Here is a 24339-nt window from a genome sequence, read left to right as displayed (position 1 = left end):
GCAATGGGGGTTGTGTCTAATTGCGTTTTAAACGCAATAGTAATCCCAACCCAGGCTGACAACCCTTAATATGTCCTCGCCATGCACGACTTCAAACAGCTCACCTCGGCCATTGAGCAGGCACATAACCAGCTGCAAGCCAAAGCCGCCAGCGCGGTGAATCAGGCCCTGACCCTACGCAACTGGCTGATTGGCTACTACATCGTGGAGTTTGAACAGCGTGGTAAAGATCGGGCGGCTTATGGAGATGGGCTTATTGATTCCCTAAACAGCAAATTAAACCATATCAAAGGGATCGACCGCAGGTCTTTATTCCGGTTCCGCCTATTTTATCTTACCTACCCCCAGCTGGGCTTTTCTGTAGCCGATCAATTTTTCCTACAGGATAGTACTTTGTTCCCATCCCAAAAAGTGGGGACAGTGACCCCACAATTCATAGACAAGCTACAGGTACCTGCGGAGAAGATTTTTTCCAGGCTATCTTATTCGCACATCGAGCTGCTGCTAAATATCGACGATCCGCTCAAACGTACCTTCTACGAGTTGGAATGCATCAAAGGTACCTGGAGCGTTCGGGAGCTGAAGCGCCAGATCAACAGCCTGTACTACGAGCGGAGCGGTTTATCCGCCCAACCAGAAAAACTCGCTGAGCGGGTTCGTCAGCAAAGCAAGCTGTCGGTACCGACGGACATCATCAAGAATATCTACGCCTTCGAATTCCTCGACCTCAAAACCCGCGAGCTGGTCGAAGAATCCGATCTAGAAACGGCCCTGATCGATCATATCCAGGAATTCATCATTGAGCTGGGCAATGGATTTTGCTTTGAAGCGCGCCAAAGGCGTATACTCATCGGAAGTACCTACTACTTCATCGACCTCGTTTTTTACCACCGCATCCTGAAATGTCACGTGTTGATTGAGCTTAAAATGGGCGCTTTTGAGCACGGTGATATAGGTCAGCTCAATACCTATCTGAACTACTTCAAACAAGAAATCAGCGAGAAAAATGATAATCCGCCCGTGGGGATCTTATTAGTAGCCGAGAAAGACCACGCGCTGGTCAAGTACGCCACGGCGGGTATGGATGAAAACCTGTTCGTAAAGCAGTACCTTATCCAACTACCCAGCGCCGAGCAGCTACAACAGTACATGGAAAAAGAACTGAGGGAATTGCGCTAGTATCGCTAACACTGAGGTAGCCTAGATTCAAGTAGCTTTTCCAACACAAAAAAGTCGCGAATAAAAAGAAGGCCGGGCGCTGGTGAAGGTACCTGTTTTTTAGTAGCTTGAGCAACGATTGGAAAAGTACCTTCCACGAATCCGTGGCCGGGGTATAATCCGTGGCCGGCGGCCGGCGCTCCCACCGGAGCGCCGACCACGCATAAACTCCGTGGCTGGTGTCCCCACCGGCCACCAGCCAATAATCCTCCAACTTCAAACCCCCAACTCCTCATGAACTCAGCCCTCAACCTCTCCGAAAAGCTACACTGGCTGGCTGGTACTATTTATTTTTTCAAAAAACACCTAGTGGTCATCGGTAGTTTGGGCCTCGTGGCCGGGCTGGGCCGGGTGATCCAACTGGGCGGCTTCGGGGCGATCAGCACCTGGCAGCACGTGGCGCTGGAAGTCGTGATCGAAGCGGCGCGGCTGGGTGTGTTTCTGTACGTACTGGGGCTGGCGAGCATCCGCCACGGCGCTTTACGCCTCAAGTACCTCTTTACCGACCGGCAACGCCGCCTGGACCACTGGGCGGCGGCCCGGCAGAAGATGCGCCGCCAGTGGTTTTCGATCCTGCTCAACCTGGTGGCGTTTCTGGGCGTTGCCTGGGGTCTCAACTACCTCATCGACTTGCTGGCCTACCAAACCTGCCTGTACCTTAAACTAAAACAAGGCGGTATATTAGCCCCTACTTCTTCGGAATGGACCATCCTGCTCTTTTTCAAAAATCTTTCAACCATTCCGCTGACGATCGCTTTCAACGCGGCTTTCCTGCTCTGGATTACCAACAAATTTCAACTTCGACCCCAGGCCTAACCGGGGCCGGTGGTTCCCGAATCCCGTGGTCGGTGTCCCCACCGGCCACAAACTACCTTACGAATATAGTCCGTCACCATAACATACCTGAACCCATGCCTTTGAAAGTACCCCGAATCCCGTGGCCGGTGTCCTCACCGGCCACAAACTACCTTACGAACATAGTCCGTCACCATAACGTACCTGAACCCATGCCTTTGAAAGTACCCTTTCTGCTACTTTTCGGATATTTGCTAAGCCCGGCCCTCTCCGCCCAGACCCGGCCGCAATCCGTACCTTCCAAGATCGAAAACGTAACCCTCTTTACCAGCGGTGCGCAGGTACTTCGCTCGGCCCCGCTGACGATCCCCGCCGGAAAATCCGAGCTGGTTTTTTCGGGTATTTCGCCCCAGCTCGACAAGCAAAGCATCCAGGTAAAGGGCGAGGGGCCCTTCACGATTTTGTCGGTTACGCACCAGACCAACTACCTCCAGGAGCAAAAACGCCAGGAAGAAACCAGCCTGCTGGCGGGCCAGAAGGAGGTACTTCAGACCAAGCTAACCGTGGAGCGAAGTATGCTGGCGGTTTTTAAAAACGAAGAAAATATGCTCACCAAAAATCAGTCGATTGGGGGAGCGAATACCGGTTTCAAAACCGCCGACCTGAAAGAGGCCATCGACTTCCAGCGCAGCCGCCTCACGGAGGTACTTTTGAAGCAAGTAGAACTACAAAAAAACATTCAAAAGCTGGACAGCAGCTTCCGAAAGGTAGATCAGCAGCTTAGGGTACTTAACCAACGCCAGGACTTCGCCACCAGCGATATTCTGGTGACGGTCCTGGCCAAAGAACCCGTCAAAACCACTTTTGAAGTAAGCTACTTTGTGAAAAATGCGGGCTGGTTTGCGACCTACGATGTACGCGTACAAGACATCGCCCAACCGCTGGGGCTGGCTTTTAAGGCCAACGTGTTTCAGAGCTCCGGCGAAGACTGGAAAGACGTCAAGCTCACGATTTCCAACGGCAACCCGACCGAAAGTGGCGTAGCACCTCGGCTGCAGGCCTGGTACGTACAGCTGGGCTACCCGCCGCCTTCCATTCAGAGCGCCTTACAGGGCCGGGCAGCGGGTATCACGGTGAGCGGAAGCCCCGGCTCCGAAGTCACGGGCCGGGTAGTGGATCAAGCAACGGGCGAAGCCATTCCTGGCGTAAGTATAGCCGTAAAAGGTACCACCCTCGGTACCGCTACGAGCGCCGAAGGTACCTATTCCCTGAAGCTTCCTCAAAATGCTCAGGTCCTGGTTTATTCCTTCGTGGGGTACAAAAGCGTTGAGGTACCCATCAGCGGGAGCCAGATCAACGTAGCCCTGGAGACTGACGCAGCCGCGCTGGAAGAGATCGTGGTAGCAGGCTATGGCGGGCCCGCCAGCAGAAGCCGCAAAAGTAACGCTTCCCTCCCCTTGCCCACGACCGAAAAGTACCAGCCCACTACCTTTACGTTCGACATCGAAGTACCCTACACCATCCTGAACGACGGTAAAGTATATACGGTAGACATCAAAACGTATTCGGTTCCGGCCTTGTACGAGTACTACGCGGCTCCCAAGCTGGAAAAAGAGGCGTTCCTGACCGCCCAAATCATCGACTGGCAGGACCTGAACCTGCTGGATGGTGAAGCGAATCTGTTCTTTGAAGGGGCTTACCTGGGCAAATCCATCCTGGACGTCCAGCAGGCGGGCGATACGCTTTCCATTTCTTTAGGCAGGGACAAAGCCGTAGTGGTGGAGCGAAAAAAGCTGAAAGAATTCAGCAACCGGCAGTTTTTAGGGACCAACAAAACCGAAAGTCGGGCCTACGAAATCCGGATCAAAAACAACAAACCGCAGCCGATCCAGATCGTGGTGCAGGATCAGTTTCCAATCTCCACCACCAAAGACATCACCATTGAAGAGCAGGAATACAAAGAAGCCCAGCTCCATAAAGACACCAAAATACTCACCTGGCGCTACGAACTACCCGCCCGCCAGGAAAAGAAGCACGTGTTGCGGTACAGTGTCAAGTACCCTAAAAATCAGGTCGTTTTGCTGAAGTAAAGTCTTAACCGTGGCCGGTGTCCCCACCGGCCCAACGGACCACTAGAACCAGAAGAGTTTCTAACAGTTCATGATTAAAGGTAACAGTAAAATAAAGCGTTTTAGGCCTATTCGTTTCTTGCAGATGAAACGTACTTTTTCATGTTTACTTGTTTTTATCTTCATGACTACAACTTGCTTCAGCCAAGAAATAGCGTGGTCTAAAAATAAATTTTATATCCCAAAAAACATTGACGAATGCAACCAAGAGCTGAGTAAATTTCTAACCAAAAAAAGCAAAGCTAATTTTAAATCGATACATGAAAGTTCCTTAAACAACGTACATGGCATCTTTGTATTCAGCGAGTGGCTCTCAACGGACACTTCCAGATTAGTTAGGCATTTTTCCACCTACTTTATAGACAATGATGAGGATCAAAGATATCTACTTACTTTAGCTTATCACAGATCATTGAACAACAAACTATTTGATTTAGCTTTTGAAGCAAAAAAAATAACGCAAAGGCAAGATTCAATAGAGGCAATCAGAGAACTTGACTATAAGAAAAACATAATTTCAGATTCCATTGATGGTATATATATCCCAGAAGATATTTATTCTTGCTTCTCCCAACTTGACTTACTACTATGTGATTCAACTAAGCAAGAATTGAAGTCAAAAGCATCCAGCAACGAAATGACAGATTATCATATGGGGCTCGGAAGATGGATGAGAAACCGTTGGCAATTATGGAGCAGTTCGCGCCTTAAGGCCTATTTTCACAATAAAGGCATTACTCATCCCGACAATATATCAGGCATCATTTTGGCCAGTTATTGGATGTACTTGAACCAAAAAGATATAGATATTGATCAAATCATTTATGAGGATTTAAATCAAGAACCAGCGATTTTAGTACCTCCTATATTATTCAACAAAAAGAAATTTTACACTAAAGAGTATCGAAGATTTTTAAGGACAAGAAAAATAAGAAGAATTCATCTTAGCAGTTAATTTAGATCAATCCTGGTGATCCCGTGACCGTTGTCCCTATCGGACCCATAGCACCAAGAAGTAGCATTGATTTATTTTTATCACCTTGTGAATTGACTAGTATTTAATTCACAAATTAAAAAATTAATTTTACATACAACGAAGTTAGACTATTTATTTAAGAATTACACATTAATTGATGGGCAAATTTCCTCAATAAAAGTAAATTTGGATTATAAAAACATAAGTAAATCTCACGCTACTCTTATCTTAATGGTAAGAAAGTCATCTGAAAATAAAAAATGCTTTATAACATTACATTTCAATGAGGTAGTCAAAGTTATTCTGTATGAGGATTACGGAACCGTGTACTATTCCGATATAATTCTAGTAAAACAAGAAGATGGTTTGTATTACTTATCATTATATCCTGCCGGGAATACCTGTCAGCCGAGCGAAGAGGATGATCTTGTTATCATTGCCAAACGGTTGAAAATTAAAGAGAAGGAATAGTTCGAAAAGCTAGTAGAACTAGGCGGTTTATACAAAGGTTCATGAACCGCGTGCCCGGTCTCCCCAAGACCTCTGGACCACAAAGGTACCTGCAAACCAAAAACAAGTCAGTAACTGGTAGAGTACATAAAAAACTTATTTCCCTGATCCGATCTAATAGTATTCATAGGTATAGAATCCGCGGCAGGCATTTCTGGATCATTTGAAATTCACGACTCTATTTTCTGCTTATTAACATTTACCAATACACCAACAAAATGGCAATTTATAATATAATTTTAAATGCATTAATAATTTTGTGTGCATCACATTTCACATATGCACAGTCTGATTCATCTGGATTTGATGAGTTAATTAGTTTTAGTGTTGAATCGATGCCTCAATACAACGGCAGCGAAGAAGGCATGTTGAGATTTATAAAAAGTCAAATCAACTATAGTGCTATTTATAAAATTGAGAAAGAACAAACAGTGATTATTTCTTTTTTGGTTGACACATTAGGCAATACCTCCTCTCATTTCGTTTTAAAAGGGATTAGAGGAGACTTAGACAAAGAAGCATTGCGAGTTGTACGTATGATCAAATTTGAAGTACCAGCTAAACAGAAAGGAAAACCTATACAAGTACAATACTTTATTCCAGTAAAGTTTTTACCACGCTAACTGATCGCGCGTGGCCAGTGTCCCAACCGGAGCGCCGGACCGCCAGCGCCAGAAGAGTTCCAAACAGTTCCTAGTTAAAGGTAGTAGTAAGCGTTTTATTGACCCATGGGCTAACCTGTACCCTTTTCTAAGATGGCTGTTCGAATTCAGATAAGGCAACTACGATAAGAAATGGGCCCTGTTTATTCATAGATCAATCAGGGTATTCTATTCAACACCACCAAATAGATAGGAACCGTAGGATACCATTTTCTTTTTCTTTTCTAAAGGAAAAGGCCGGGGATTTACGCTTTTAATAAGACAAAGGGTATATTTAATACGCAGCTGTAGGTACTTTTGCCTATCAACTATTAGTTACAAACGTACTAGAGATAGTTGTAGTCGTTAGTAAATAGCTACTGCTATAGCGGATACACACGAAAGTAGGTTCGTACATACAAATATTGTGGAGCATTCAAGAAAACAGACCATGAGTGACAATTACATAACTATTACTACAGTTGGCGAAATAGTAAAGCCGGTCGAAGTTATGGAGAAGGTGATTCTCTGGATGCAATCAAAAGAGTTTGTAGAAAGTGAGCTCACTGATTGCATTATAAGTTCGAAGAGGAAGGGTTATAAGCCAGGGAAAAATCATGTTGCAGCAATCGGTTATGATGAAAATATCTTAAAATGGAAAGTCTGTGGAGTAGAGACAAAGGCTGAACGCGAAGTGTTTAACGCATGTGCATTTACCGCAATGACAAAAATGGAATGCCCGAACTGCGGCAGAAATCGATTTGAAGGGATTACTCCACTGGATTTCTTTACAGACAATTGCACAAAAGAACAATTGGAACTCTATGACAACGTATTTCCAGAATTTGACAAGTGGACTAACTACGAAAATGCTACTTTAACCTGTCCTCACTGTGTTACTATTTCAAAAATCGATGATTATAAAATTGATAGTAGCATTTCATTCTCTAACTTCGGTTTAACATTTTGGAACTGGCCTGACTTGACTGTTGATTTTCTTGAAAATATGAAGCATGTTATTGGAAGGGAAATAAATCGAATTAACGGACACATTTGAAATTCCCTTTTCCTCACTAAAGGAAAATGCCGGGGATGTACGCTTTTAGTAGGACAAAGGGTATATTTGATAAACAGCTACGGATATAGGGGATATACACGAAAGTAGGTTCGTATATACAATTGTTACCTGCAAGCTAAAAAAGACCTGTAACAATCATCAAAAAAGAGCTATGTTATTATGGACACTAATTCAAAAATAAAGCGATTAACAATATTCATTACAAGTATCGTACTATCAACAGTATCTTATGGACAGACATCTATAAAAGAAATAAACCTTAAAGCTGGAGAATACAAAGTAGGTTTCAACCATTATACAATCAATGATAGCACGAGAACCTACCGAATTCATAATGAGTTTAATAACCAACTTATCGAGAGACCAATTCCCGTCAGTATTTGGTATCCTGCGAAAATCAAAGATAATGATTCCGAGCAATTAACGGTTTTAAATTATTTGGAGATTTTAAAAGAAGAAGAAGAATGGGAAAATTTACCGAATTACTTTCTATTGGATTGGTTTCCTTATTTATGGAACACACCACAAAACAAGGCTCATCTTTCTGAAAAATTAAATGCTTTTTCCAATCCAATATTTTTAGACGGGAGTTTTCCAGTTGTAATTTATGCCCCAAGTTATCAATCCTCTTCAATTGAGAACTTCGCATTATTCGAATATTTAGCCAGTTACGGTTTTGTAGTGATATCGAGTCCTTCAAGAGGAACAGATACGCGCTGGTTAGAAGGCGGAACTACCAAAGATATGGAAACACAATCGAGAGATGTAGAATTCCTTCTAAAAGAAATTCACAGGTACAAGAATATTGATTCAGGAAAGGTGGCATTAATGGGATTTAGTTTTGGTGGGTTAGCGAACGCTTTAACTGTTATGAAAAATAAGAATATTAGTGCAATTGTAAGTTTGGATGGAACTGAAAGATACAATTACGCTGTCTTAGAAAAGTCACCTTATTTTAATTTAGATAGGTTTTCCATTCCATATATCCATTTTGCTCAAAAAGAGATTCCGAAAGAAATTCTAACTAAAGACAAAATCCCTGAAGAGTTGAATTATAAATTCCAATTGTACGATTCTTTGAAATATAGCAATATCTACAGATATAGATTACATGACCTAACACATTCCTATTTTAGTTCTTTCGGTGTCTTGTTCGCCAACAGAGATACAAGGCAAGATAAAAGTGATGAAAAGTTAATGACTTCCTATAGTGTGCTTTGTCAACATACCTTACAGTTTTTAAATGCAACATTAAGGGATGAAAAAACGGCTATTAAATTCATTGAAAATAATACTGATGAAAATGGCTTTTCCAAAACTTTGATTTCTAAAAAAAGAAAAAAGGCTATTGAGAAATATTTTACCTATAAAGATTTCAATGATTTAGCACTTGAACAAGACTATCAAAATTTAATCCCATTGTATGAGAAAACAATTGCCGAGCATCCAAATCTTGAGCTCCAAGAAGGAATGTTAAACACTTTAGGATTGCGATTGTCTTTTAATTCTAAAAAGAAAGAACAGGGAGTTAATGTCTTTTTGTTGGGTTTGTATCTATATCCAAAATCAGCAAATCTATATGATAGTTTAGCTGAAGCTTACTATTACAATAACGATTTTAAAAATGCTATTTCTAATTACAAAAAGTCGTTGGAATTAAATCCTGAAAACCAAAACGCAATTGACAGATTGAAACAAATGAATAAAGACAGCAGGTAACAATGTATATAAAAAATAGGCGAAATACTGGTAAAATTAAGGATTTTGGTTAGAATCAAACTTTGTACCTAACTAAAAAATAAGCCCTTCGAAATCGCCTGCTTTTTATATACTAAACGTTGCGGTCGGGCTGATCTCGTGGCCGGTGTCCCATCGCAGCGCCGGACCACCGGACCACCACCAAGAAGTACTTCCCAAAAGGCATCGCTTTATTCATTCTTTCAAAAAACAAAACACCACTCCCCATAACCATAGATCCAGCGCAGCAGTACCGGTGGGTACAGGAATAATCTACCCCCCCTACGATTAGATCTAAATAAAATAAAGGGTAGGTTTTACCTAAAAAAAGCCCTACACACACACGGCAGTAGGGCTTTTGCTGCGTTTATTTAGGCTCGATTACTTCTTTTCGCTTAACTGTTTCACCTCTTTCTGAAGGTCGAAGAGTAGTTGACGAATGGCCTGGTTCTCGGCCTCAAGCTGCTGCAACTTCTCGCTTTTTTCTTCAAGTACCTTATTCTTCTTTTCCAGTTCTACCAGATACAGCGTTTGCTCCTCAATCTTTTCCATCTGCATAGCTAGCATGGTGGCTACATCCACGCCTTTTTCGGTTAGCTCCTGTGCTGAAGGTACCCCCGGCAGGTGTTTATGCTGTTGCATGTATTGCTCCACTTCGCTCAACGACCGCAACCGGTACCCCGGCTCAAACACCCGGTCGGCCCACTCATGGGCTGAGGTAAGCTTCACCACGGGTCGGTCCAGACGGGAGCTCAGGCCTGCCAGTAGTCCGTTCTGCTGCCCCAGCTGGCTTTGCTGCTCCTGCACGGCTTTTACCAGAGGTACTACAAACTCAGCGTAACGGAGGCTGTACGGCGTCTTTTCATTGGCCGGAGCCACTACCCCACTGAAATCATACCCTACCGACTGAGCCGCCGCTTCTACTTCCTGCGCCAGAAAACCGGTGTAGGTAATACTTTGCTGAGTGACTATACCCGCCTGGGCGACAGAATCTGCAAAGAGCGAATCAGTCCTGTCTCCGTAGATAAAGCGGTTGAGGCTGTGAATGTCCCAGTGGTAGGTAACCGGCCGTAGTTTCAGGATGAAGTCCAGCCCCTTGACGTTCTCCTGCACATCGACCTTGAAGCGCTGGTCGGAGGTATTGGACCAGGCTACCTGCCCGCTGATATTCGTAACGAGAGTATTGCCGAGGCGAATGTGGTTACTGGCCGTAGGTACAGCCGAAGCCCCCAGGGCACTCGTGTTGCTAAGGTCTGCGGTTGTAGGTCCGGAAGCTCTGCCGACAGCGGTATTGTTACTACCCGTAATATTTTGTAAAAGTGCACCATTTCCCATAGCAACATTATCACTACCCGTGGTATTGCTCCAAAGGGCGGACTTGCCCACAACGGAGTTAGAGTGGCCCGTGGTGTTGCTCCAGAGGGCGTTGTCGCCTATTACAGAGTTAGAGTAACCAGTTGTGTTCCTGAAAAGAGCAGAAGCGCCCATAGCGGTGTTACTACTACCCGTGGTGGTGTAGTAAAGGGCGCCATTGCCCATAGCGGTGTTACTACTACCTGTGATGTTGCTGTAAAGGGCGCCATTGCCCATAGCGGAGTTAGCGCCCCCCGTGGTGTTGCTCCAAAGGGCGCTACTACCCATGGCGGAGTTCTGGTTACCCAAGGTATTGCTGTAAAGGGCTAAGCTGCCTATGGCGGAGTTCTCATAACCCGTGGTGTTGCTGTAAAGGGCGAAACTGCCAATAGCAGAGTTAAAGTCACCCGTGGTGTTTTGTGAAAGTCCCCTATATCCTATGGCTACATTATTATTACCTGTGGTGTTGCTTCTAAGAGCGGAACCACCTATGGCGGAGTTATAGATACCCGTAGTGTTGCTAGAAAGAGCGAAACCGCCCATGGCGGTGTTATTATAGCCAGTAGTATTGTTGGAAAGGGCTAAACTGCCTATAGCGGAGTTCCCATAACCCGTGGTATTATGTTGAAGAGCGAAAGTACCCATAGCGGAATTATAGTAGCCCGTGGTGTTGCTGTAAAGGACGTTGTTACCTATGGCAGTGTTCTCATAACCCATGGTGTTGCTGAAAAGGGCATTGTTACCTATGGCGGAGTTATGATTACCCGTAGTGTTGCTAAAGAGGGCAAAAGTACCCATAGCAGAGTTACTACCACCCATGGTGTTGCTGTAAAGGGCGTTGTTCCCTATGGCGGTGTTCTGGTTTCCTGTGGTGTTGCTGTAAAGGGCAAAATTACCCATGGCAGAGTTATTACTACCCGTGGTATTGTCGGAAAGGACGCTACTACCCATGGCTACATTATTATTACCCGAGGTGTTGCTGAAAAGGGCGTTGTTACCTATGGCGAAGTTCTGGTTACCTGTGGTATTGCTATAAAGGGCTTTATAGCCTATGGCGGAGTTCTGGTTACCTGTGGTATTGCTAAAAAGGGCGTCACTACCCATGGCGGAGTTAGCGACACCCGTGGTGTTGCTGTATAGGGCATTGTTACCTATGGCGGAATTATAGTAGCCCGTGGTGTTGCTGTAAAGGGCGCGATAGCCCATAGCGGAGTTCTGGTTACCCGTGGTATTGCTGTAAAGGGCATTGTTACCTATGGCGGAGTTATAGTAGCCTGTGATGTTGCTATAAAGGGCGTCATTACCTATGGCGGAGTTAGCGGCTCCCGTGGTGTTGCTGTATAGAGCATTGTTACCTATGGCGGAGTTAGCAACACCCGTGGTGTTGCTGTAAAGGGCGCGATTGCCCATAGCGGAGTTAGAATCCCCTGTGGTGTTGTTAGAAAGGGCTAAACGGCCCACAGCCGAATTATAACTACCTGTGGTGTTGCCCCAAAGGGCGAAACTTCCCATAGCGGAATTCTCATAACCCGTGGTGTTGCTATGAAGTGTGTAGCTACCTGTTGCGGAGTTAGAGTGTCCCGTTGTATTGCTGAAAAGGGCTAAACTGCCCATAGCGGAGTTAAGATAACCCGTTGTATTGCTGAAAAGGGCTAAACTGCCTATGGCGGAGTTAAGATAACCCGTGGTATTGCTGTAAAGGGCAGAGCTACCTATGGCGGAGTTATCATAACCCGTAGTGTTGCTCCAAAGGGCACCGGTGCCCATGGCGGAGTTACTACTACCCGTGGTGTTGCTTTGAAGGGCACCACTGCCCATAGCGGTGTTATAATAACCCGTGGTGTTGTTGAGCAGGGCTTGATAGCCCAGTAATAGATTAGCATCCGCGGCAGAAGAAATAAATCCTGACTGCTGCCCATTGACTTTCAGTACCAGAGGCTGATTGTCTGCGGTACCCAGAAAATGAGTGGCCGGGTTGGTACCGCTGTTTCCCGCCAGGCTCCAACCTTCCGGGACGGTAGCCGCCTGGGTGAGTAGTCGCTGCCAGCCGCTGCCCGTCCAGTAGTAGTAGCCAGGAACCACCTCGTTCGGGGCCGTCCCCGCCGTGGCCGTATTGTAGACCAGCAAGGAGGTGGCCGGGGAGGTAACAGGGTCCGCGACGTGGGTCGCCGTCAGAGCTACTCGGGGGATAAGTACCCCCTGGTTGGTAGCACTCACATCCAGCGCGGCCGAGGGGTCTGCCGCCGCGCCCGTACTATTGATACCTAGGCTCTGGCTGAAAAGGGGGGTAAAAGAAGTGAAGAGGATAACGAGAAAGAGAGGGGTTAAACGTAGTTTTTGATTCATAAAATCACTAAATAAGTAAAGTGGATAGTTATTGAAAATCGGACAGGTTAATGCTAGTTTAGGGGCGCGAATTCAAGAACAACACACCCCTCGTAGCGTCCGCCCTGTTCGACACGGTAAAAGTAGATACGGAAACCCCATACTTGTATTTGATCACTGACAATATTCTCAAAGCCTCATCCGGGATGAGGTACCCGCCGGAGCGCGGGACCGCTGATCCCGTGGCCGGTATCCCCACCGGAACGCCGGACCGCCGGACAACCGGAGCGCTAGCACCAGAAGAGCTTCAAACAGTTCATAGTAAAAGGCAGCAGTAAAAATAAAGCGTTTTATTGATCCGTGGGCTAGAAGGAAAATGCTGGGGATTTACGCTTTTAGTAGGACAAAGAGTATATTTGATACGCAGCCGTAGGCACTTTTGCTTATCAACTACTAGTTACAAACGTACTTGGGGTAGTTGTAGTCGTTTGTAAATGGCTACGACTATAGCGGATATACACGAAACTAGGTTCGTATATACAAATGTTAGCACCAATTTTAACAAACAGTACTATGTTACGACATCTATTTAATGGAACTATATTTCTCGCCTTTACTTTTGGTTTGAATACCTGTAACGGGCAGACAAATACAGATATACAAAAAGATAAGGTAAGTGAATCAAAAAAAACAACTAACAGTCAACCCCAATTTTTAAAAACTCAAAATTCTCAACCAGGAGACAATGTAAATTGTAGTTTACAGGATAAGGCAGGCAACCTTTGGTTTGGCACTACTGCTGAAGGTCTCTACAAATATGACGGAAAATCATTTATTTAATTTACATCAACAAATGGACTCAATAGTAATGCGGTTGGGTCAATTTTGGAAGATAAGAATGGAAAAATTTGGATTGGAACGGACGCTGGCATCAGTGTTTATGATGGTAAAAAATTTACTAAAATTCATATCCCTTTACCCAAAAATATGCCTGCTAATAAAATTTCCAACAAACAGCATTCTGTTTTCGATATAAAGCAGGACAAAAGCGGACAACTATGGTTCGCCACGATTAATGGCGTTTTTATATACGATGGCAAATCATTTACACATTTTAAAATTAGTGAAAGCGAAGGTGGTTTTTTAAGTAGTAATCATAACATAGAAAAAATACTTGTAGATAATGCAGGTAATATTTGGTTTGGTGGACGGACAAATAAAGGGGTATTTCGGTATGATGGTAAAATTTTAACCAGTCTTAAACATAATGGTGACGATTGGGCATGGCCTGCTTTACATGACAACAAAGGAAATATTTGGTTTAGCAGTTGGCAAGGTGCTTATCGTTATGATGGAAAAACTTTTACAAAAATTGAAGCCTTGTCTACTGGGACTATCAGTCCTATTACTCGAATTGTCGAAGACAAAAAAGGTAATCTTTGGTTTGGTGGTGGTGGTCGTGGCATTTGCCGATTCGATGGAAAATCTTACGCTTGTTTTACTACCAAAGATGGACTTAGAAACAACGATGTGTGGAATATTTTTGAAGATAAATCAGGAAACATATGGATAGGATCAAGAAATACTGAATTGTGCATGTACGATGGAAAAACTTTTACATGTTTTTAGGAAATAGCCAATAATTCAAAGTTGACAAGCAGACAATTAGAGAAACTGGTGCTAACATGGTATTTGTTAAAGCAGGGCTGACGTAAGTAATTAAACATTTGTACTTCTATCAGCTTCTGTGCATAAATTCGGCAGACGTATTTCAAATGCCCTGCCTTCACAAATACCCCAGCCGTTATGTGCCATTTTAATGGCAACTTTCGAGACCAAATGACATATCGAAATTGACGAATACGGCTGTATCACAACTCAACATTTAAGTGCTGTTTATTGCGGTGAGACAAAAACAATAATCAATGACTTAATTTTACACGAAATAGAATACCAGATCCGTGGCCGGTGTCCCCACCGGACCCGAGGCATCAAGGTACTTACAAGCAGCCATTAGCCAACAACCAGTATTTTTATATTGGCAAAAAACTAAACCCTACTTCCCCATGACCATCGATCCAGCGCAGCAGTACGAGTGGGTACAAGAATCGCGGCAGGTACTTTTGGACTATTGCGGTACCCTGGCCCCGGCGGATTTCGTACAAGAAAACAGCACCTTTGGCCGGGGGAGCATCCGGAATTTGCTCGTCCACGTGGCCAATGTATACGAATTCTGGATCGGGAAGCACGGCCTAAAAAAAGACCTGGCCTTTACGCCCTACGAAGCCGTCACTACCATGGCCGACGTAACGCTGGTGTACGCGTCGGTGGATGCCCTGGTTTCGGAGTTTTTGAGGTACCTGGACGAACAGGCCGTCACTGAAATCAGCTTCGACCGCGACGGAAGTACCCATTGGGTGCCGCCGCTGAAACTGTTTACGCACGTCGTCACGCACGAGTTTCACCACAAGGGGCAGGTACTTTCGCTCAGCCGCCACCTGGGGTACCTGCCCGTCGACACGGACGTGATCCGGTGATTGCCTTGTCAAATAAGGTACTTCATCGGCCTCCCGGCTACAACCTGACGCGTTTTTTAGTACCTTGGAGGTACTTTACCGACAAAACGACCATTTCCCCAACGACGCTTCGTATGCATTCTTTCCGCTGCTCCAGGTACCTGTTTCTGCTTTTTCTGAGTCTGATTGCCCAAGGTACCTTGGCTCAAAGTACCCCGCCGCTCCGCCAGATCGACGCCTTCATCCAGCAGCAGTACCCTAGCCTGGGTACGTTGTACAAAGAGCTGCACCAGCAGCCGGAGTTGTCGTTGCAGGAAGAAAAAACGGCCGCCCGCATGGCCGCGGAGCTGAAAAGTCTGGGTTTTACGGTAAAAGAAAAAATGGGCGCGCACGGCGTGGTAGGGGTACTTAAAAACGGCCCCGGCCCCACGGTCCTCATCCGAACCGACATGGACGCGCTGCCGCTCGAAGAAAAAACGGGCCTGCCCTACGCCAGCCGCGCGCGCGGCATCAACGCCGCCGGGAATGAGGTGAACATCATGCACGCCTGCGGCCACGACATCCACATGACGGTTTTTGTGGGGACGGCCCGGATGCTCGTGGAGCTCAAAAACCAGTGGAAAGGTACCCTGGTGATGGTGGCGCAGTCGGCGGAGGAAAACGGCTTCGGGGCCGACCTCATGCTCAAGGCCGGGCTGTTCGACTTCGCGCCCCAGCCCGACTTCGCCATTGCCCTGCACGACAACTCCTTCCTGCCCGCCGGTACCTTGGGCTACCGCGCGGGGGCTTTTATGGCCAGCGTGGACATGATGGACATCACCGTGCGGGGGCAGGGTGGCCATGGGGCCGCGCCGCATACCACCATCGACCCGGTGGTGCTGAGCGCCCAGCTGATCCTGGCTTACCAGACCATCGTGAGCCGCAGCCTCAACCCCATCGAGCCCGCCGTGGTGACGGTCGGGTCCATCCACGGCGGTACCGTGCACAACATCATTCCGGACGAGGTGAAACTCCAGCTCACGCTCCGCTCCTACTCCGACGAAGTACGCCAAAAAACCCACCAGACCATTCGTCGCCTCAGCGACAACCTGGCCCGCGCCGCCGGACTACCCGACGACAAACTACCTATCATTTCCCTACGTGACCCCATGACGCCCGCCACCGTCAACGACCCCGCGCTCACGCAGCGGCTGGTGGGGGTATTTAAAAGTACCTTCGGCGAAGACAAGGTCGTGGAGATGGAGCCCTACATGGTAGGTGAAGACTTCAGCCGCTTTGCGCTCGACAACCAGGTACCTATCTGTATGTTCTGGCTGGGTACTTTGGCCGAAGAAACCATCCGAAACGCGAAGGAAAAAAACGAGCAACTACCTTCCCTACACTCACCCTACTTTGCTCCCGTGCCCGAGCCTACCATCAAAACCGGCGTAAAAGCCATGAGCGTAGCAGCGCTGAATTTATTCAGTAAATAGAAAGGTACTTTTATACGATATAATATTTATTTGTCATACATTTACCAAATACAATATACTTATATCATTCATTTGGTAAATAGCGCTACATGATCAATCAGGAAGCCAACGACCGCTTTGAGAAAGGGCGCGGGGCGCAGTACAACCCCAAGAACCGGTTTCTGGCCGGGGAATACGTGCAGGAGCACGTGGAGGGCATCGACGACTGGGAGCAGGAAGTACGCCAGACGGCCTACATCTACGACGACAGCCGTACGCTCGTCAACAAGGTGAAGAGCCCCGACGTGGGCATGGCCTACTCGGCCAATCCGTACCAGGGCTGCGAGCACGGCTGCATCTACTGCTACGCCCGCCCCACCCACGAGTACTGGGGCTACAGCGCCGGGCTCGACTTCGAGAGCCGGATCGTGGTGAAGAAAAATGCGCCCGAGCTGCTGCGCAAGTTCTTCGACAACAAAAACTGGCAACCGGCTTCCATTTCGCTCTCGGGTAATACCGACTGCTACCAGCCCATCGAGCGCGAGATGGGCATCACGCGCAAGCTGCTCGAAATTTGCCTGGAGTACCGCAATCCGGTCGGGATCATTAGCAAGAATGCCCTCATCCTGCGCGACCTCGATTTGTTGCAGGAGCTGGCCGCCCGGCGGCTGGTGTGCGTGTTTTCGTCCATCACCTCGCTCGACGAAACCCTGCGCCTCAAGCTCGAACCCCGCACCGCCACCTACCGCAAGCGGCTAAAGGTACTTGAAACCCTGGCCGGCCAGGGCGTGCCGGTGGGGCTCATGAACGCGCCCATCATTCCCGGCCTCAACGACACCCACAGCCACGACGTGCTAAAAGCCGCCGCCGAAGCGGGCGCGCAGTGGGCGGGCTACACCATCGTCCGGCTCAACGGCGCACTGGAGCCCCTCTTCCACGACTGGCTGCACAAGGCCTTCCCCGACCGGGCCAAGAAAGTCTGGAACCAGATCAGCGAGTGCCACGGCGGCCAGGTGGGCGACAGCCGCTTTGGTACGCGCATGGCGGGCGAAGGCCCGAGGGCCGACATCATTCGGAACCAGTTCCGGCTTTTCTGCCACAAGTTTGGCCTCAATAAAGTACCCCTGGAGCTGAATACCCAGGATTTTCGCCGCGTCAAAAACGGACAACTACCCCTGTTTTAACTACCTGCTTTCCGACTTATCATCCGCATCATCCCGGCTCGGGGTACTTTCAAGCAGGGGTTTGAAGGGTACCTGTACGTTCAAATCCTGCTTAAAAGCGCCATTATTAAATAACTTTATATGTACATACACGTTTTTATAGGAGTTAGTGTATGTTTGTTGGAAAGTATGTTTGATTAAAAACCTCCTGATTTGTACGGATCATTCGCCTCTCATGTCTCGCTGGGTCAGTCGTTAAGTTCACCCGACGACCTTTTCGGTACTTTTTTTAAGGATGTTCAGATGGCGGTCATTTTTCCCGATTCCAAGACCTTTGCCGATAGCGTACCGATCTCCGACCCGGCCCTGATCATTGAAAAGTACTTTCACGAAAAGTACCAGCCCGACTTCGACCTGAAGCAGTTTGTCAAGAGCCATTTTGAAATCCCCCTCGAAACCAAGGCCGAGTTTGAGCCCCAGGGAAACGTCCCGACCGCCGAAGAGTACATCCGGCAGCTGTGGCCCTTCCTGACGCGCCGTCCCGAAAATCAGGTGCGGGGTGGCTCGCTGCTGCCGCTACCGGAGCCTTACGTGGTGCCGGGGGGGCGGTTTCGGGAAATTTACTACTGGGACAGCTACTTTACCATGCTGGGGCTCAAAGAGTGCGGGCGCGTGGACCTGATCGAAAACATGATCCGCAACTTTGCGTACCTCATCGACCAGTTTGGGCACGTACCTACCGGCAACCGCACCTACTACCTCAGCCGCTCGCAGCCGCCGTTTTTTTCCATGATGGTGCGTTTGTTTAGCGAAATGGAGGGTACCAAAGTACTGGTGAAGTACCTTCCCCAAATGCAGCAGGAATACAACTACTGGATGGAAGGCTTCGACCGCCTCACCGAGGACGCCCCCGCCCACCGCCGGGTGGTGCGCCTGGCCGAAGGTACCTACCTCAACCGCTACTGGGACGACAAACCCCTGCCCCGGCCGGAGTCGTACCACGAAGACGTGGAGCTGGCGCAGGAAGCGCAGGAAAAGTACGGCACCCCGCCCGAGGTACTTTACCGACACATCCGGGCCGCGGCCGAGTCGGGCTGGGACTTCAGCAGCCGCTGGTACGCCGAAGGCAAAGATTTTGCCTCGACCCACACCACGGATATTTTGCCCGTGGATCTCAACTGCCTCCTGTACCACCTGGAGTACACCCTGGCCGAAACCTACCAGCTCAGCGAGCAGTACGATCTTTTTCACCACTACGAAAAAAAAGCCAGCGACCGCAGCGAAGCCATCCAGAAGTACTTCTGGGACCCGGCCCGAAACTACTTCATGGACTACGATTTCGTGGTCCGGAAACCTACGCACCACTTTACCCTGGCGGGTACTTTTCCCCTTTTCTTCCGGCTGGCCAAGCCCCGGCAGGCGCGTTTTGTCAACGCCTACCTGCGGCTAAACTTCATGCGGTCGGGCGGGCTCATGACTACCCTCACCCACACGGGCCAGCAGTGGGACCTTCCCAACGGCTGGGCACCCCTGCAGTGGATTGCCTACAAAGGGCTGCGCAACTACCACTTTGCACGCTCGGCCTATCGGCTCCGTACCAACTGGCTTTCGTTGATCGAAAAAGAATTTAAGCATACGGGAAAAATAATGGAAAAATACAATGTAGCCAACACCTACCTGGAAGCAACCGGTGGCGAATACGAAGTGCAGGAAGGCTTTGGCTGGACCAACGGGGTTTATTTGCGCATGAAACGCCACACCTAATAAAAATAGTTGCACCTCCCTGGCTCTTATTTTCTTCTTATTTGTTCTAAAGAAATAGTCGACTTTTCATCCTATGCTTTACGTACTGCACGCCTACGACTTCACCGACGAGCAAGCCCTGGACCGACGCCTGGCGGCCCGCCCGCACCACTTCGAAGGAGCCCGCCAGCTCAAAGCCAACGGCCACTTTGTGATGGGCGGTGCCCTGCTCAGTCCCGAAGGTACCATGATCGGCTCCATGATGGTGGTGGACTTTGAGCACGAGCAGGCGCTCCGGCAATGGCTCGACGCCGAGCCTTACGTCACCGGTCAAGTATGGGAGAAAATAGACATAAAACCGTTTCGACAAGCCGATATTTAGATGAAAATACAAGCCGCACTATTTGATATGGACGGCCTCCTGGTCGACTCCGAGCCCATCTGGCGGGAGGTAGCCATTGAAGTGTTCGCTCCGCTGGGCATTGCGCTCACCGACGAAATTTGCCAGGCCTATACCGGCCTGGGTACCGCCGCCTTTGTGCGGTCATTCTACGAAAAGAGCCCCTGGCCAGGAAAAAGTACCCAGCAGGTAGAGCACGAAATCATTGAGCTGGCCCACGAGCGCATCGGAAGCCGCGCGCTCGCCATGCCCGGTGCGGTGGAGGTCGTTCGTTTTTTTCATAAGCGCCGCCTTCCCTTGGCCGTGGCCTCAGCTTCGCCCATGGAAATCATTGAAACCGTACTGCGCCGCCTGGATCTGTTACCGTACTTCACGCTTTGGCACTCGGCCGTACTGGAAGCCCGTAGCAAACCCTTTCCGGATGTATACCTCGGCGCGGCGCGCCAGCTCCGGGTAGCTCCCGAAAACTGCCTGGCCTTTGAAGACTCGGGCAACGGCCTGCGGTCCGCTCATGCCGCCCGCATGCTCACGGTGGCCATTCCGGCGGCTTACGAGTACCATGATCCAAAATTTGATCTGGCCGACATAAAAATTTCGTCTTTAATTGAATTTAACGAAGATATTTTTGATAACTTAGAGAAAAAACCTTCCCTAGCGTAGCTCGTATATGAAACTCCCTATATATCAACTGGATGCTTTTACGGATAAGCTTTTTGCCGGCAATCCCGCCGCGGTAGTTCCGCTGGAAAGCTGGCTTCCGGACTTCGTGATGCAGCAAATCGCAGCCGAAAATAATTTGGCCGAAACGGCTTTTTTTGTCCCGACTGAAACGGGCTTTCACATCCGGTGGTTTACGCCCAGCACCGAGGTGGATCTCTGCGGCCACGCAACCCTGGCAGCCGCGTATGTACTTTTCAAGATCCATAACTACGACCAACCCGAAGTAGCCTTCGACTCGCGCAGCGGTATCCTGAAGGTGTCTCTGGAAAACGACTGGTTTACGCTGGACTTCCCCGTAGACCACTACCAGGTAGCCGTGCCACCACCCGCGCTCCACGAAAGTATGATGACGGTAGTGCCGGTTGAGGTTTTTAAAGGCAAAACCGACTACCTGGTGGTACTTGAGAGCGAAACCGAAGTACGGGAGCTCGATCCGGATATTATTGTGCTGTCGACGGTACCGGCGCGTGGCATCATTGTGACGGCCCCCGGCGACGAGGTGGACTTCGTTTCACGCTTTTTTGCGCCCCAGTCGGGCATTGACGAAGATCCCGTCACGGGCTCGGCCCACACTACGCTGGTACCTTACTGGGCCAAACGCCTGGAAAAAACGCAATTGACGGCCCTACAAGTATCCAAGCGGGGCGGGTACCTCCGCTGCAAGCTCAGCGACGACCGCGTTTGCATCAGCGGACAGGTGCGGCTATTTATGGTGGGCGAAATCGAAACGGACTAGGTACTTTCTTCTTTATCTTCTTTAAGGTACTTTTTCGGGACGTACCTCATGATTCACTACGAACTTCATACCGGCCAGGTACCTACCGACCGGCTCGATGCGCTATTTGATCTTCACTTTCAGCTATTTTCCGGCGACCGCCGCGAAGACCTGGAGGCAGAGATGGCGGCCATGCCCCAACTGCTGGTACTATTAGCGCTGGACAAAGAACTACTGGTAGGCTACAAGCTGGGCCACCCGCGCAAACCGGGCCACTTTTACAGCTGGCTGGGCGGGGTACATCCCAACTACCGCCAGCGGGGCATTGCCTCTACCCTGATGCAGCGGCAGCACGCCTGGTGTAGGGAGCAAGGCTACCATACCATCCGTACCCAAACCATGAATCGCTGGCGCGCAATGCTCATCCTCAACCTGCGCCACGGCTTCGACATCGTAGGGCTTATTTCCCGCGCGGAACCCGTCCTGATTCTTGAAAAAAAACTACTTTCTACCGGTGCTTAAGGTACTTTTTCCGGGCCGGGCCAGGGTGAGCCCTCCCACTACCAGCACCGTACCGGCCAAGGTATAGCCGGTTATGGGCTCATCGAGCAGCCACCAGGCAAAGAAAAACCCGAACAGCGGGCACAAAAACAACCACATCGAAGCGCGTACGGTATCTGCTTGGAGGAGGTAAAACCAGCACAGCAAGCTCACCACCGACACCGGGATGCTCAGCCACAACACCGACCACCAGAAGCGGGCGTCCCAGTGCGACTGGCTAAAGTCACTCATCGTCAACGTAAAAGGCAGCAGCAGCAGTCCGCCCAGGGCGATTTGCCAGCCGTTGATGAGCATGGTGGGTAGTTGCCAGCGCACGGTAGCGTAGTACACGCTGGCCGCCGAAATGGCCAGCATACTCAGCGAAAGCAGCACAATCCCCGTCAGGCTGGTGGTGCTTCCCTCCAAGAGCGGGTAGGTGGCGATGCCCACGCCCGTCATACCCAAAAGTACCCCTAGCAGTTCCTGCTTCGAGGGCTTTCGCCCGATCCACCAGGCCGAAAGCAGGATAATCATGAGCGGGTTGGTACAGGTAGCCAAACTACCCAGCCCCGCCGCCGCAAACTTCATCGAGAATACGAACAGCCCCAGGTAGAGCGTTGTGTTAAGGAAGGCAAACAAGGCTAGCTGGCGCCATTCGACCCCTTGCGGCAGCCGATACGAGGCATCGGGACGAACCAGATACGCGGCACCCAGTAGTAACACACTGGCTATAAAGAATCTAATGTTGGCTAATACGAGCGGTTCTACCGACAAAACCCCGAACTTCGTAGCGACCGATGCCGAGGCCCATAGCATGGAAAACAGCAACCCAATACTTATATTTTTCAACCGGATACCAAACGTTTCCCAAAATTACCCCAAAAGCCTTCATGAACCAATCTTCCTTTTTTATATTTTTGGACATGAATTTTGTGAATAAATGGCTTCTGGTTTTTTTGGGTCTTTGGTTAGGGTGTTCTTTGAGCGCGTCGGCCCAGCGGCGCCTGACGTATGACTTCAGCCATGGCCTGGCCTGCACCGAGGGCGACGGCCCCGCTTTACAACCGCTGGGAACGCCGGGAAAAATCATGGACGAGTTTATTCCGGCCCTGGACAGCGCCCGCCGGACGGTCTACGCCTTTGAAGCCAACAGCGGGCTACAATTCAACAATAAAGAGGCCAAAGGTTTTCTGGACAAATCTTATACCGTAGAAATGTACTTCCGCCTGGCCGAGCTCGACAGCTGGAAGCGGGTACTTGACTTCAAGAACCGCAAGTCCGACAACGGGCCCTACGTCTACCATGCCAAGCTCAATTTCTTCAACTTTGCCACCGGCGAAAACGCGCCCTTCAAACCCGGTGAGTACGCCCACTACGTTTTCTCGCGTGACATCGTGACGCGCAACATCAAGATGTACGTCAACGGTGAATCCAAGGTTGAGTTCATCGACCCCAACCAGGAAGCCGTGCTGGACCTGGACCAGGTACTTAATTTTTTTCAGGATGACCTCATTGCGGGCAACGAAGCCAGCGCCGGGGCGGTGGCTTACATCCGGCTTTACGACGAAGTAAAGGACCCCGTTTTTGTGCAGGGTAGTTACCGGCGCATTGCCCAGAACCTCAAAGAACTAAAAACGCCCCCGCCGCCCCCAACGAAAGTTCAGGCGGAAACGCCGCCCCCGCCCCCACCCGCCAAGGTACCTGAACCCAGCGGGCTCGTCGAAATCACCGGCAAGGTGTACGACGGCCGCAACCTCAGCTTTCTGCCCAACGCCAACGTGGAGGTACGCCATACCGACGACAACTCCGTGATAGCCCAGGCCCGCGCCGTCAACGGCCTGTATACCGTGCAGGTACCTCCGGCCCACCGCTACCGCATCACGGCGCTCTCGCCCGGCTACGAGCCGCGGAGTATTTACGTGGATCTTAAGCAGGTTTCTTCCAAAACCGAAACCCTGATTAGCCTGCTGCCGGAGCGCTTCGACAAGCCCCTGGTGAGCCTGCCCTTTCCGCAGAGCAAAGACTCCCTGGACCAGGCCACCAAAACCAAGCTCGACGCGCTGGTGGTACTTCTCAAGGAGCGCCCTGACCTGCACATTCAGCTCCAGGGCCATACCGACAACGTGGGCGATTTTGAAAAAAACGTGCTGCTGTCGTGGCAGCGGGTAGTGATGGTCAAAAACTACCTCATTGAGCGGGGGATTGACGCCAACCGCATCGACGGGCAAGGCTACGGCTCGGTGCGGCCCATTGCCACCAGCCAGTCGGAGATCAGCCGACAAACCAACCGGCGCGTAGAAGTATGGGGCGTACCCACCAAAAGATAGAG

Annotated in this window: 20 protein-coding genes and 1 pseudogene; 19 read left to right on the top strand and 2 right to left on the bottom strand. The window is 49.2% G+C overall.

What is annotated here, in order from left to right:
• Positions 1–81 precede the first annotated feature (81 nt).
• The 7 genes from HNQ92_RS20900 to HNQ92_RS20870 all read left to right on the top strand — a co-directional run bounded on the left by HNQ92_RS20900 (position 82) and on the right by HNQ92_RS20870 (position 9066).
• A complete protein-coding gene (locus tag HNQ92_RS20900) occupies positions 82–1179 on the top strand; it encodes a PDDEXK nuclease domain-containing protein (protein WP_184176923.1) in 1098 nt (365 codons plus the stop codon).
• A 273-nt stretch (positions 1180–1452) separates the two neighbouring features.
• Entirely contained in the window at positions 1453–2034 is a 582-nt protein-coding gene (locus HNQ92_RS20895) for a hypothetical protein (protein ID WP_184176921.1), read from the top strand.
• Between the two features lie 191 nt (positions 2035–2225).
• Complete coding sequence (locus HNQ92_RS20890; RefSeq protein ID WP_184176919.1) at positions 2226–4103, top strand: mucoidy inhibitor MuiA family protein; 1878 nt, start codon at positions 2226–2228, stop codon at positions 4101–4103.
• A 70-nt stretch (positions 4104–4173) separates the two neighbouring features.
• Positions 4174–5097 carry a DUF6794 domain-containing protein gene (locus HNQ92_RS20885; RefSeq protein ID WP_184176917.1) on the top strand — a complete coding sequence of 308 codons (924 nt, stop codon included), beginning with the start codon at positions 4174–4176 and terminating at the stop codon, positions 5095–5097.
• 749 nt (positions 5098–5846) lie between these two features.
• On the top strand, positions 5847–6251 hold the full coding sequence (locus tag HNQ92_RS20880; protein ID WP_184176915.1) for a TonB family protein: 405 nt from the start codon (positions 5847–5849) through the stop codon (positions 6249–6251).
• 469 nt (positions 6252–6720) lie between these two features.
• Positions 6721–7326, top strand: a complete 606-nt coding sequence (locus HNQ92_RS20875; RefSeq protein ID WP_184176913.1) for a hypothetical protein — start codon at positions 6721–6723, stop codon at positions 7324–7326.
• A 180-nt stretch (positions 7327–7506) separates the two neighbouring features.
• Positions 7507–9066 carry a tetratricopeptide repeat protein gene (locus HNQ92_RS20870; RefSeq protein WP_184176911.1) on the top strand — a complete coding sequence of 520 codons (1560 nt, stop codon included), beginning with the start codon at positions 7507–7509 and terminating at the stop codon, positions 9064–9066.
• 399 nt (positions 9067–9465) lie between these two features.
• Here HNQ92_RS20870 and HNQ92_RS20865 read toward each other — a convergent pair whose 3' ends face one another.
• Positions 9466–12783, bottom strand: a complete 3318-nt coding sequence (locus HNQ92_RS20865; RefSeq protein WP_184176909.1) for a tail fiber domain-containing protein — start codon at positions 12781–12783, stop codon at positions 9466–9468.
• A 522-nt stretch (positions 12784–13305) separates the two neighbouring features.
• On the opposite strand from HNQ92_RS20865, the gene HNQ92_RS20860 reads away from it, so the two are divergent.
• The 11 genes and pseudogenes from HNQ92_RS20860 (at position 13306) to HNQ92_RS20815 (ending at position 21992) form a co-directional block, all read left to right on the top strand.
• The gene (locus tag HNQ92_RS20860) at positions 13306–13602 is read left to right on the top strand and encodes a two-component regulator propeller domain-containing protein (protein WP_184176907.1); all 297 of its coding nucleotides are present in this window, start codon (positions 13306–13308) and stop codon (positions 13600–13602) included.
• Positions 13603–13623: 21 nt separating this feature from the next.
• Positions 13624–13680: pseudogene (locus HNQ92_RS29220) on the top strand (two-component regulator propeller domain-containing protein); the annotation flags it as partial.
• A 69-nt stretch (positions 13681–13749) separates the two neighbouring features.
• The gene (locus HNQ92_RS20855; protein ID WP_425504309.1) at positions 13750–14391 is read left to right on the top strand and encodes a ligand-binding sensor domain-containing protein; all 642 of its coding nucleotides are present in this window, start codon (positions 13750–13752) and stop codon (positions 14389–14391) included.
• Between the two features lie 437 nt (positions 14392–14828).
• Complete coding sequence (locus HNQ92_RS20850; RefSeq protein ID WP_184176903.1) at positions 14829–15299, top strand: DinB family protein; 471 nt, start codon at positions 14829–14831, stop codon at positions 15297–15299.
• Positions 15296–16750 carry an amidohydrolase gene (locus HNQ92_RS20845; RefSeq protein WP_343063029.1) on the top strand — a complete coding sequence of 485 codons (1455 nt, stop codon included), beginning with the start codon at positions 15296–15298 and terminating at the stop codon, positions 16748–16750. Before HNQ92_RS20850 ends, HNQ92_RS20845 begins: the two co-directional genes overlap by 4 nt.
• Before the next feature lie 89 nt (positions 16751–16839).
• The gene (locus HNQ92_RS20840; RefSeq protein ID WP_184176901.1) at positions 16840–17913 is read left to right on the top strand and encodes a PA0069 family radical SAM protein; all 1074 of its coding nucleotides are present in this window, start codon (positions 16840–16842) and stop codon (positions 17911–17913) included.
• Positions 17914–18105: 192 nt separating this feature from the next.
• Positions 18106–19656, top strand: coding sequence for an alpha,alpha-trehalase TreA (gene treA / locus HNQ92_RS20835; protein ID WP_281380774.1), 1551 nt, complete (start codon positions 18106–18108; stop codon positions 19654–19656).
• Between the two features lie 73 nt (positions 19657–19729).
• Positions 19730–20017, top strand: coding sequence for a YciI family protein (locus HNQ92_RS20830; protein WP_184176899.1), 288 nt, complete (start codon positions 19730–19732; stop codon positions 20015–20017).
• Entirely contained in the window at positions 20018–20695 is a 678-nt protein-coding gene (gene hxpB, locus HNQ92_RS20825) for a hexitol phosphatase HxpB (RefSeq protein WP_184176897.1), read from the top strand.
• Between the two features lie 7 nt (positions 20696–20702).
• Positions 20703–21491, top strand: a complete 789-nt coding sequence (locus HNQ92_RS20820; protein ID WP_184176895.1) for a PhzF family phenazine biosynthesis protein — start codon at positions 20703–20705, stop codon at positions 21489–21491.
• A 48-nt stretch (positions 21492–21539) separates the two neighbouring features.
• Positions 21540–21992 (top strand): GNAT family N-acetyltransferase, encoded by a 453-nt coding sequence (locus tag HNQ92_RS20815; RefSeq protein ID WP_184176893.1) that lies wholly within the window; start codon positions 21540–21542, stop codon positions 21990–21992.
• Here HNQ92_RS20815 and HNQ92_RS20810 read toward each other — a convergent pair.
• Positions 21972–22838, bottom strand: coding sequence for a DMT family transporter (locus HNQ92_RS20810; protein WP_343063031.1), 867 nt, complete (start codon positions 22836–22838; stop codon positions 21972–21974). The genes HNQ92_RS20815 and HNQ92_RS20810 overlap by 21 nt on opposite strands.
• 62 nt (positions 22839–22900) lie before the next feature.
• Between HNQ92_RS20810 and HNQ92_RS20805 the strand changes: the two genes are divergently transcribed.
• Complete coding sequence (locus HNQ92_RS20805) at positions 22901–24337, top strand: OmpA family protein (protein ID WP_184176889.1); 1437 nt, start codon at positions 22901–22903, stop codon at positions 24335–24337.
• The last annotated feature ends 2 nt before the right edge of the window (positions 24338–24339 follow it).

This window comes from Rhabdobacter roseus (assembly GCF_014202275.1).
Lineage (GTDB): Bacteria > Bacteroidota > Bacteroidia > Cytophagales > Spirosomataceae > Rhabdobacter > Rhabdobacter roseus.
This window is presented reverse-complemented; position numbering and strand designations above follow the sequence as displayed.